Raw genomic sequence first — 619 nt, 5'->3', positions numbered from 1 at the left:
GACCCCCACACCTGACCCAACCAGGAAGAAGGAAAAACCCGATGAACAACCCCTTCGATGACGACGGCGCACAGTTCTACGTCCTGATCAACGACGAGGGCGAGCACTCCCTCTGGCCGATATTCGCCGCCGTACCGGGCGGATGGACCATCGCCTACGGCGCCGCCGCCCGTAAAGCCTGTCTGCACTACGTCGAAACGCACTGGCTCGATATGCGGCCCAAATCACTCATCGAGGCCATGTCCAACGAAAGTCCCTGAGGTTCAGGGAAACCGCCCAAAACCACCCGAATACGCGGGGCGCGTCGGTCCACATCCCCCCTGCTGACCGGCGCGCCCCGCCCCCTACTCGTACTTCGCTGCGCCGCAGTGCATCATGGACGTATGACGAATCAACGGATCACCCCCACGTTGCAGGAGACGTTGATCGAAGCGGCCCGTCGCTGGGCGACCGGACGCCCGACACTCGCACAGACGCAACAGATCAACGGCTGGCTGGACGCGGTCATGCACCGCGGCCGCCCGCAGGACGCCGCGAAGTCCTAGCGCCACAGCGGCGCCCGGCGGCGGGTCGACCGGGACCTCACCGATAAGCACTTCGAATGGTGAGTCCGCCGACG

Annotated in this window: 2 protein-coding genes; both read left to right on the top strand. The window is 64.9% G+C overall.

What is annotated here, in order from left to right; all coding sequences use genetic code 11:
- Positions 1–41: 41 nt before the first annotated feature.
- On the top strand, positions 42–260 hold the full coding sequence (locus ACQPW1_RS44410) for an MbtH family protein (RefSeq protein ID WP_150408068.1): 219 nt from the start codon (positions 42–44) through the stop codon (positions 258–260).
- A gap of 123 nt (positions 261–383) precedes the next feature.
- The gene (locus ACQPW1_RS44405; RefSeq protein WP_433659585.1) at positions 384–545 is read left to right on the top strand and encodes a hypothetical protein; all 162 of its coding nucleotides are present in this window, start codon (positions 384–386) and stop codon (positions 543–545) included.
- Positions 546–619 lie beyond the last annotated feature (74 nt).

It is taken from the genome of Nocardia sp. CA-128927, from assembly GCF_050955855.1.
GTDB lineage: Bacteria > Actinomycetota > Actinomycetes > Mycobacteriales > Mycobacteriaceae > Nocardia.
The sequence above is the reverse complement of the archived record's forward strand: the minus strand, read 5'-3'. Positions and strand labels throughout refer to the sequence as shown.

Excerpts from the sequence above, each read along its gene's own strand:
- ACQPW1_RS44410 (WP_150408068.1), top strand. The coding sequence starts at position 42 with ATGAACAACCCCTTCGATGACGACGGCGCACAGTTCTACGTCCTGATC.
- ACQPW1_RS44405 (WP_433659585.1), top strand. The coding sequence starts at position 384 with ATGACGAATCAACGGATCACCCCCACGTTGCAGGAGACGTTGATCGAA.